The following is a 269-nucleotide window of genomic DNA, read 5'->3' on the forward strand; positions in this document are numbered from 1 at the left end:
CGCCGCTTGGGAAAAGCAGCACGCTTGGTTTGCGATGCCGAATGGAATCTGGCCGACCAATATCCCGAAAGCGTCCCGGTGTACGTTTCGCACGACGGCGAAAGCAACAGCAGCTTTGAATTGTGGCAAGAGCTTTTGAACACGCATACCGTGTCGCCGACATCATTCGGCCTGTCCGTTCACAACGCAACGATTGGGCAATGGTCGATGTTGCGCAATGACATGAGTGAGCATACCGCGTTGGCCGTTGCCGCCGATTCCTTTGAAAC

General features: G+C 55.0%; 1 protein-coding gene. It reads left to right on the forward strand.

Translation table 11 applies throughout. From position 1 onward, the window contains the following. A partial coding sequence (locus tag ACTHTK_RS10285; RefSeq protein ID WP_440379752.1) for a beta-ketoacyl synthase chain length factor occupies positions 1-269 on the forward strand: 269 nt, incomplete at both ends.

This window comes from Neisseria sp. P0006.S009, assembly GCF_051962915.1.
Lineage (GTDB): Bacteria > Pseudomonadota > Gammaproteobacteria > Burkholderiales > Neisseriaceae > Neisseria > Neisseria subflava_E.